Genomic DNA, 3,297 nt, shown 5'->3' with positions numbered 1-3,297 from the left:
AGGAATTTTAAAATAACTAGGTTGGTTATGCAAGAAGTCTAATGAATTATTTAATGGGGTAGTTTTACGATATTTTCACAATGATAAATATAAAGAAAATATCGTAAATGGACCAGAAATTATTGATGTCGCACAGAAAACTTTAAGTAATTTAAAAAGTAAACTAAATACTTTTGAATTAAAAGTAAATCCAGGACTAGAAGTTGGTAACCCTTCATCTGAAACTGATAGCAAAAATGAAAACATATTACAAACAGGTAATTCAATCTTTTATACAGGGGGAATAAAACACGTCCCAAATGTGTTATTCGTAGTTTTTCCTCGGTTTTATATTATGTGCAGTTTTATTGTATGTATTATTGATAAATGTTGTATTCGATAATAATAATGCCGGGGTAGTTGCCAACGCAATTGCTCCAACACCAACTAAGATATTCTTATAACCAAACATTATTAATCATCTCCTGTAAAAATATCTATATTGACGCCGTAAATATTATTTACACTTTCATTATATTCTTCTCATTTTATGGCACAATTAATTTAGTGATAATTATTAAAATATCAATTTTTTCCCATTTTTAAGCTTAAAATTGTAAATAATTTGCCTTTTAAAAAAATAAGTTATAATTATTTGCTAAATTATAAGTGAAAGTATAAATATTAAATTTGAAATATTAGTGATAATTAATGCAAATAAAATTATTATCTAAATCCTTTTTTGTTCATCCTAAATTTGGTATAATTACTTTAGTCAAATGGGTGATTAGATGGAAAATAACAAGTTTAATTATTATAATTGAGCAAATAACAAATGAGGGAAAAAGTGACAAATGTCACAAGATACTAAGCAACGGTTATTAACTTTATCGGGAAAAATCCACTACGTGCCATTATGAAAACCAGTTGATATTACAATTGACTTAGATACTCAACAATTAATTATTCCAAAAAATTTTGCTTTTTTAGCACAAAAATATCAATTACCACAAACAACATATTATCTTTTTAAATATAATAATATTAATAACATTATGCTAGAATGTAATTACATTATTAGTAATTATTCAAAAATTATTGAAACTAAAATTGATCAAAATTTTGTTTCATTAAAATGATCATTATCATATGGTGCTTACTTTTTTAAAGAAATTACTAATTATATCCTAGCACAAGATACAATCTTAGAAACTTATCGGGAAACAAAAAATCGAAAACAACGTTTATTATTTCGTTATCAAAACCAACGTGCATTTAAGAAAAGTAAATGAAAGGGAGAATAAATTTTAATGAAAATTCGGTTAGACCAGTTAATGGTTAATAATAATTTAGCTCCTTCGCGCGAAAAAGCTAAAGCAATGATTTTAGCAAACAATGTTTTAGTTGATAATGTCCCAGCTTTAAAACCGGGTGAACTAGTAAAAGAAAATAGTATTATTAAATTACGTGGTGAACCATTAAAATATGTTTCCCGAGCAGGGGAAAAGTTAGCCAAAGGTTTAATTGCTTTTAATTTAACCGTTAAAAACCTAGTTTGCCTTGACATTGGTGCTTCAACTGGTGGTTTTACCGATTGTTTATTACAAAATCATGCTAAAAAAGTTTATGCTGTCGATGTTGGGACAAACCAATTAGCTTGAAAATTACGCAATAATCCGCAGGTTGTTTCATTAGAAAAAACTAATTTTCGATATGTTACTAAAGCATTATTTGCCCCTGATGAAATTGAATTTGCTTGCTGTGATGTTTCTTTTATTTCATTAGATAAAATTATTCCATCTTTAAAAGATATTTTATTATTAAATCATTATGCTTTTTTCTTAATTAAACCACAGTTTGAGAGTACAAAAGAAGCTGTTAAGAAAGGAAAAATTAATCATAAAGCAACTCACTATGATGTTATTAAAAAAATCTTTACTTTAGGTCTTAATAATGGTTTCAGTGTTATCAATTGTGACTATTCTCCAATTTTAGGAAATAAAAAGAAAAACATTGAATTTATTTGTTTATTACAACGAACAATAAATCCGATTAATTATATTGCCGACGAAGTTATAGTAACAATAATTGAAAATGCTTGAAATACTTTATTATCATAATAATATTTTAGGATATAATATTCTTATAAAAGAAGGGAGGAAACAACTTTTATGGCAGTAGGAACAATGAGCGGCGATGTTAAAAATTTGCTTGCAAAAGATCATCTTCAAGTTGGTGACAAAGTGTCATTTAAAGCTGATATGGTTGATTGACAAGATTTTGAATTAGCAACCATAACAAAAGAATATAAAGTTATTTCCGCAGTACCTAGTATAGATACTAGTGTTTGTTTAACACAAACAAAACAATTTAATGAAACAATTATTAGTAAATATCCTAATTTTCAATTAATAACAATTTCACGTGATTTGCCATTTGCTTTGAAACGAGCATGTGAAGCTTTTATTAATTCAAACCATATTCTATTATCTGATACTAATTATCGTGAATTTGGAACACAAACAAAATTATACTTTCCATTTAATAACTTATTAGCACGAAGTGTAATGGTTTTAGATCAAGACAATAAAATTATTTATTTACAAATTGTTTCACCAATTTTTTCTGAACCAAATTATGACGAAGTTTATCAATTTTTAGATACTCTTCAAAAATAAAAACTTGTAATGAAATAAAAAAATGTTTCTTTTAACTGGGTATTTCCAGTTAAAAGAAACATTTTTAATTTAAATATTAAGAACATTAACTATTTGAAAAATAATATTTATTTAACTTAATTTGTTAAATTGTTCTTCTAAAAAAGATATTGCTGTTTTTAATAAATCAAGTTCTGTTTTTGACATTGATTTAATTCCATGAGAAGTTAATGTTTGTAATTGATTTTCAAGTTTTATTAAGGCAAATTTTAATTGTGCTTTTTTTCTTCACTAATATTTTTTAAGTTATTAATTTTCCCTTTTAATGTTGATAATCGATTTTGAAGACTTTTAATTTCATTTTCATGCATTGCATTACAAGCAATAGCATTACTTGCTCCAATTGCCGAAAAACTAATTGCTCCTAGAATTGCTAAAATTTTTTTCATTTTTTATATGTTTCCTTTCTATTCGATTAATATTATCGATAATCTTATTGTATTTTTTTGGCCGTATAAAAAAATTGGGGTTTTGGAAAAAAACTCGGAAATTGAATAAAAATAATAATTAAACCATTTACTAAAATGGTTTTAGGTTGTATGTATTATTTAAGGGTTTTAATTAATATCTTAGAAATTGTGGAATAATATACCACTTACTT

General features: G+C 25.4%; 6 protein-coding genes. 3 read left to right on the top strand and 3 right to left on the bottom strand.

The features are described 5' to 3' along the window. Nucleotides 1–246 (bottom strand): hypothetical protein (locus EHU54_RS05085; RefSeq protein WP_400249292.1); only part of this gene is annotated, 246 nt, incomplete at its 3' end. 58 nt (nt 247–304) lie between these two features. Next, nucleotides 305–451, bottom strand: coding sequence for a hypothetical protein (locus EHU54_RS05080; protein ID WP_400249291.1), 147 nt, complete (start codon nt 449–451; stop codon nt 305–307). 319 nt (nt 452–770) lie between these two features. On the opposite strand from EHU54_RS05080, the gene EHU54_RS05075 reads away from it, so the two are divergent. From EHU54_RS05075 to EHU54_RS05065, 3 genes are read left to right on the top strand one after another with little or no spacing between them, the layout of a single operon-like run. Further along, entirely contained in the window at nt 771–1,283 is a 513-nt protein-coding gene (locus tag EHU54_RS05075) for a hypothetical protein (RefSeq protein ID WP_400249290.1), read from the top strand. Nucleotides 1,284–1,289: 6 nt separating this feature from the next. Beyond that, nucleotides 1,290–2,099 carry a TlyA family RNA methyltransferase gene (locus EHU54_RS05070; protein WP_400249289.1) on the top strand — a complete coding sequence of 270 codons (810 nt, stop codon included), beginning with the start codon at nt 1,290–1,292 and terminating at the stop codon, nt 2,097–2,099. A 51-nt stretch (nt 2,100–2,150) separates the two neighbouring features. After that, on the top strand, nt 2,151–2,657 hold the full coding sequence (locus tag EHU54_RS05065) for a peroxiredoxin (RefSeq protein ID WP_400249287.1): 507 nt from the start codon (nt 2,151–2,153) through the stop codon (nt 2,655–2,657). Between the two features lie 248 nt (nt 2,658–2,905). Here the strand turns inward: EHU54_RS05065 and EHU54_RS05060 are convergent, their stop codons facing one another. Then, a complete protein-coding gene (locus EHU54_RS05060) occupies nt 2,906–3,085 on the bottom strand; it encodes a lipoprotein (RefSeq protein WP_400249285.1) in 180 nt (59 codons plus the stop codon). Nucleotides 3,086–3,297 lie beyond the last annotated feature (212 nt).

It is taken from the genome of Spiroplasma sp. ald (assembly GCF_044714355.1).
GTDB classification, from domain to species: Bacteria; Bacillota_I; Bacilli_A; order Mycoplasmatales; family Mycoplasmataceae; genus Spiroplasma; species Spiroplasma phoeniceum.
Note: the sequence above shows the minus strand (reverse complement) of the source record. Positions and strands in the feature narration are given on the sequence as shown.